The sequence below is a fragment of the Dietzia sp. Cai40 genome, assembly GCF_014145165.1.
GTDB classification, from domain to species: Bacteria; Actinomycetota; Actinomycetes; order Mycobacteriales; family Mycobacteriaceae; genus Dietzia; species Dietzia natronolimnaea.
In genome coordinates this window covers 1-5,680 of record NZ_JAALEB010000374.1, presented here as the reverse complement: position 1 = coordinate 5,680, position 5,680 = coordinate 1, and the positions used below count along the sequence as shown (strand labels likewise).

Genomic DNA, 5,680 nt, shown 5'->3' with positions numbered 1-5,680 from the left:
GACCGCCGGGGCCCGGTGACGGCGCGTCGCCGACGGCCGGCCGCGGCCCCCCACAGGGCGCCGACCGCCAGGGGGAGACCCATCACCAGCAGGTCGAAGCCCCGCCCGACCACCAGTGCCATCGCCCCGTAGATGCTGCCGAGGTAGACCGCGTCGACAGTGGGCCCCTGCGCCGGGATCCGTGCCAGTTCGAAGGCGGTCAGGAAGGCGACCGGTGCCACGAGCGTGACCCAGCGGGTGGCGGAGAAAGCGCCTGCCGCGGCGCCGAGTCCGAGGCAGACGAGCAGCATCGTCACGGAGTGGACTGTGGTGACCGGGCCGCGGGGCAGGACCACGCCCGTCACGAGACCGGCCACGGCGATCGCTGCCGCGACCGCGGCGAGGACGAGCCACAGGGGTCGGTTCGGAGGTCGAGGAGGAGGAGTCATCGCGGGTCCCGGTCGGTCGATCGTGCGAAAATAGCAGATCAGACGTGCCCGGAAGGGCTGTTCGGAACACGAAGAGGTCACGGGTCCGGTCGCCTCGACGACCCCGGCCCCGGCGCCGCTGTGGTGTGCGGACGCCGGGGCCGGCGATCAGGTCGTGCGGCGCGAGCTCAGAGTTCGCGCGCGGGACGGGCTGTGGCCCCCTCCGGGTCGTCGGGGTGACCGACGTAGTGCACGATGCTGGCGACGAGTCCGCCCCAGATCACGAGCAGGAACAGCACCATCATGATGATCGCGGGAGCGTCCATGGCTCAGGCCTCCTTGGGCGTGTGGGTGGGAGCCGGGTTCTCGTCGGGACGGGTGAGTCCCTCCTCGTAGCTGTAGTCGCTCGGGTCGTCGTCGACGCTCGGCGGCCCGTCGAGCTGGCGGGCCCCCCGCCAGGGCAGGGCCGACAGGACGATCGACAGGACGAGGATGGTCCCGATCATGCCCCAGCCCCAGACGCCCAGGATGGCGGCGTCGTATCCCTCGTAGGGCTCGGAGACGAGGGACATGATCTCGCGGATCAGGGCGTATCCAAGGACGATCGGCGTGATGACCGCCAGGCAGACGATCCAGAACGTGCCGACCTTCCACGAGGACACCGAGTTGAGGTGGTCGCGCAGTGTGGGGGCCAGCCGCATCACGAAGATCACCACGATGAGGGCGATGAGGGTGATGCCGACGATGCCGAGGCTGTTGACGAACTTGTCCATCACATCGAGGTTCTGCAGCCCGGTCTCGGTGGGCATGAGCAGGATCGAGGCGACCGCCATCGGGATGCCCACGGCCAGCACCGAGACGGTGCGGCTGCTGCCCATCTTGTCCTGGAAGGACGAGATGACCACCTGGACGATGGAGATGAGCGAGGTGATGCCGGCCAGGATGAGGCAGATGAAGAAGACCACGCCCCAGATGGGGCCGCCGGGCATCTGCGAGATCAGAGCCGGGAAGGCGATGAACGCCAGACCCGGACCGCCGCCGACGTCCTCCCAGCCCGCGCCCGCCGACGTGGAGACGAGGAAGCCGAGCGTGGCGAACACGCCGATGCCCGCGAGGACCTCGAAGGCGGAGTTGGAGAAGCCCACGACCAGGCCGGAGCTCGTGAGGTTGGACTTGCGCTTGAGGTAGGACGAGTAGGTGAGCATGATGCCGAAGCCGACCGAGAGGGAGAAGAAGATCTGACCGTAGGCCGCGATCCACACGCTCGGCTCGGTGAGCACGCCCCAGTCCGGGGTGAAGAAGTTGTTGAGGCCGTCCATCGCGCCGTCGAGGAAGAGCGAACGTACGACGAGGGCGGCGAAGAGTGCCACCAGGAGCGGGACGAAGAGCAGCGCGGTCCGGCCGATGCCGTTCTGGACGCCCGCGAGCAGGACCCCGAGCGTGACGATCCACACGACCACCAGGACGAGCGCGATGCCCGGGACGAAGTCGATCCCGAACCCGCTGCCGGCGCGGAGGAAGTCCTCGGCGAAGAACGTGGCCGACTCCTCGTACGTCTGCCCCCAGCGTTCGTCGACGGAGAACCACGCGTAGCAGGCCGCCCAGGCGATGATCACCGCGTAGTAGACCGCGATGACGAAGGACACCAGGACCTGGATCCAGCCGATCGGCTCGGCGAAGCGGTTCATCCGTCGGAAGCTCAGGGGGGCGGAACCGCGGAAGCGGTGCCCGATGGCGTAGTCGAAGAACAGCAGCGGGAGACCCGCGGTGAGCAGTGCCACGAGGTAGGGGAGCAGGAAGGCGCCGCCACCGTTGTCGTACGCGACGAAGGGGAAACGCCAGATGTTGCCGAGGCCGACGGCGGAGCCGATTGCGGCGAAGACGAAGACGGAGCGACGGGAGAATGTCTCTCTCGGTGTCACCCCACCTTGGGTGGGCGGGCTGGTCATGGTCGGCTCCTTGTCGGGCGATCGGGCGGCGGATCCGCCGGGTGTGACGGAACGACGATAGGTGTGGTCCCCACAACTCCCAACATCTAGTCGGCGGGTTGGGGTTTTGGTGACCATTTCGACGCATTCGTGGCACCTGATCGTGTTACTGGCGGGACTACAGTGACTTCATGAGGACAATGCAGGTGAGACGGAGGGCGGGACGCGCGCTGGCCGCGGCCGCGCTCGTGGCGTCGATGGCGGGGGTGTCCACCCTCGTCGCCACCCCGACGTCGGCAGCCCCCGTGCCCTCTCCCGCCGAGGTGGTCCGCGAGACCGGGTCGTGGTTCGCTCACGGGTACACCCTCGACCTGCGCGCGGACGGGACGGGGATGCTGGCGGCCTGGGTCGGCGCGTTCGACGGCACCAGGGTGCAGGTGCGTCTGATCCCCGCTCCGGGTCCGGCGACGGTCGCCGAGGTGACCGCCGTCGAGACGGTCGGACGAGGGGGCCTGGCGCCCGACGAGCAACCGGGGATCGGCGGACTGGTCACGATCGCCGTGGGCGACGAGGTCCGGACGGCCCACGTCGAGTGGTCGTCCGGGCCGCGCCGTCTGGCCGTCGACCTGTGCCCCACCGACGGTCTCGACGCCGAGATGATGGCCGTTCTCCGGTGCGGCGCCTGACGGCTGTGCCGGGGTGTGGGAGGCGACGGCGACACGCCGTCGTCGGGCGGATCACCCCTGAGAACGAGATAACGATTCGGTAACATGGGTACCCCGAAACCTGAGGTGCCCCTCACCTGTGTATATGAGGGAACCATCAGCTCCGTATTGTGATCGGGCTCACGCGTCGGCCCCCTCGGGTAACCCCCGAACGGACGGCCGTACCCCCTCAAGCTGAGGGCCCCCTCAACTTCCTGTGGCAGTCTGTGCCCTGCGTCGGACCAGCAACTGGTCTCGGCGTGGAGATGTCCCAGACGAAGTTGCCAAGGAGTTCCACACGTGACGATCGACGACCGCGACCTCACACCCCGCCCGCTCGAGACCGGACACGCGGCCCGCCGCCAGGCCCGCGCGCTCGCGGACGACCTGCGTGAGGGCACCGCCTACGCCCTCGCCTTCGGGGGACAGGGGATCGCGTGGCGCGACGCGTTGAGCGACCTCATCGACGGCACCGGGATCGGTCCCGAACTGCAGGACCTCGTCGACTCCTCCGTCGCCCTCACCGAGCCGGTCCACGACGAGATCGCGGTGGTCCGCCCCCACGGCTTCCGCCCCATCGAGTGGGCCAACACCACCACCGGCGAGGACGAGGACCACGGTGACCTCCCCGACGAGGCGTCGCTCTCCTCCGCCGCGGTCTCCCTGCCGGCCGTCCTGCTCACCCAGGTGGGCGCCGTCCGCGCGCTCGCCGCCGAGGGCTTCGACGTCAACGACACCGCCCCCGCCGCCGTGGTCGGACACTCCCAGGGCATCCTCGCCGTGGAATCGGTCGAGACCTTCGGGTCGATCGACGACCGCCTCCTGGCGATGGCCGAGCTCATCGGCGCCGCCGCCACCCTGATCGGTCGCCGCACGGGCCTGTTCCGCCGTGGCGAGGCCAGCCCCATGGTCGGCGTGTCGGGCATCGACGGCGCGCGACTGCGCGCCCTCGTCGACGAGGTCTTCTCCGCGGTCGACCCCGCACTGCGGCCGACCGTCTCCATCCGCAACGCGCAGCGCCGTCACGTCGTGGTGGGCCGTCCGGACGATCTCGAGGACCTGCGCCGTCACTGCGCGGACCTCGAGGCCGAGTCCCGCCGCCGTCGCGAGGCCAAGCTCACCGGCGGCGAGGTCTTCGCCCCCGTCTTCGACCCCCTCGAGGTGGAGGTCGGTTTCCACCATCCCGCGATGGCCCCCGCGGTGGACATCGTGTCCGACTGGGCGGCCCGTTGTGGCCTGGACGCCGACCGCGCGGCCGCGTTGGCCCGCCAGGTCTTCGCCGAGCCCGTCGACTGGGTCGAGGAGATGGCCGAGACCCTGCACTCCGGCGCGGAGTGGATCCTCGACATGGGCCCGGGCGAGGCCCTGACCCGCCTCAACCGCTCGGTGGTCCGCGGCCAGGGCGTCGGTGTGGTCGCCGCCGCCACCCGCGGCGGGCTGCGCAACCTCTTCACGCCGGGTGCCACCCCGTCGATCGAGCGCCCGTGGACGGCGTACCAGCCCCAGCTCATCACCCTGCCCGACGGCAGCGTGCACGTGGAGACCTCGTTCACCCGCCTCACCGGCTGCTCGCCGATCCTGCTGGCCGGGATGACCCCGACCACCGTGGACCCGGAGATCGTCGCGGCCGCGGCCAACGCCGGCCACTGGGCCGAGCTCGCCGGCGGTGGTCAGGTGACCGAGCCGATCTTCGCCGAGAACACCCAGCGCCTCACCGAGCTCCTCGAGCCCGGCCGCAGCGCGCAGTTCAACTCCCTGTTCCTCGACCCGTACCTGTGGAAGCTGCAGGTCGGCGGCAAGCGACTGGTCCAGAAGGCCCGCGCCGCGGGCGTCCCCTTCGACGGGGTGATCGTCACCGCCGGCATCCCCGAGCTCGACGAGTCCGTGGCCCTCATCGAGGAGCTCACCGAGGCGGGACTGCGCCACGTGAGCTTCAAGCCGGGCACCGTCGCCCAGATCCGCCAGGTCGTGCGGATCGCGGCCGAGGTCCCGCACATGCCGGTGATCGTCCAGGTCGAGGGCGGCCGGGCCGGGGGACACCACTCGTGGGAGGACCTCGACTCGCTCCTGTTGGCCACCTACCCGATGCTGCGCGACCGGCCCAACGTGGTCCTGTGCGTCGGCGGCGGGATCGGCACCCCGGAGCGGGCCGCCGACTACCTCACCGGATCCTGGGCCAACGCCCACGGCTACCCGGCCATGCCCGTCGACGGCATCCTCGTGGGCACCGCCGCCATGGCGACGCTCGAGGCCACCACCAGCCCGCAGGTCAAGCAGCTCCTCGTGGACACCGTCGGCGTGGACCACTGGGTGGGTGCCGGCCAGGCCGAGGGCGGCATGGCCTCCGGCCGCAGCCAGCTCGGCGCGGACATCCACGAGATCGACAACACCGCCGCCCGCACGGGGCGACTGCTGGACGAGGTCGCCGGCGACGCCGAGGCCGTGGCCGCGCGGCGCGACGAGATCATCGCCGCGATCAACGGCACCGCCAAGCCGTACTTCGGTGACCTCGACACCATGACCTACGAGCAGTGGCTGCGCAGGTTCGCCGAGCTGTCGCTCGCCTCCGCGCCTGCCGCCGGCACCGCCTCCGAGGCGACCGCCGACAGCGCCCGCTCGGTCTGGCTCGACCCCACCATCC

The 5,680-nt window shown here is 70.6% G+C and carries 4 protein-coding genes and 1 pseudogene; 2 read left to right on the top strand and 3 right to left on the bottom strand.

The genetic code is table 11. The features are described 5' to 3' along the window. The 3 genes and pseudogenes from G6022_RS13770 to G6022_RS13760 form a co-directional block, all read right to left on the bottom strand. Nucleotides 1-428, bottom strand: a pseudogene (locus G6022_RS13770) (alpha/beta hydrolase); the annotation flags it as partial. 167 nt (nt 429-595) lie between these two features. Then, nucleotides 596-733: a methionine/alanine import family NSS transporter small subunit gene (locus G6022_RS13765; protein WP_179524862.1), complete on the bottom strand. Its 138-nt coding sequence runs from the start codon at nt 731-733 to the stop codon at nt 596-598. 3 nt (nt 734-736) lie between these two features. Next, a complete protein-coding gene (locus G6022_RS13760; protein WP_182616459.1) occupies nt 737-2,356 on the bottom strand; it encodes a sodium-dependent transporter in 1,620 nt (539 codons plus the stop codon). 170 nt (nt 2,357-2,526) lie between these two features. On the opposite strand from G6022_RS13760, the gene G6022_RS13755 reads away from it, so the two are divergent. After that, nucleotides 2,527-3,021 (top strand): hypothetical protein, encoded by a 495-nt coding sequence (locus G6022_RS13755; RefSeq protein ID WP_241731224.1) that lies wholly within the window; start codon nt 2,527-2,529, stop codon nt 3,019-3,021. A gap of 318 nt (nt 3,022-3,339) precedes the next feature. Next, the coding region (locus G6022_RS13750; protein ID WP_182691787.1) for a fatty acid synthase subunit beta domain-containing protein at nt 3,340-5,680 on the top strand (2,341 nt) is incomplete at its 3' end.

Coding starts and splice junctions, on each gene's coding strand:
- G6022_RS13765 (WP_179524862.1), bottom strand. CDS start 733: ATGGACGCTCCCGCGATCATCATGATGGTGCTGTTCCTGCTCGTGATC.
- G6022_RS13760 (WP_182616459.1), bottom strand. CDS start 2,356: ATGACCAGCCCGCCCACCCAAGGTGGGGTGACACCGAGAGAGACATTC.
- G6022_RS13755 (WP_241731224.1), top strand. CDS start 2,527: ATGAGGACAATGCAGGTGAGACGGAGGGCGGGACGCGCGCTGGCCGCG.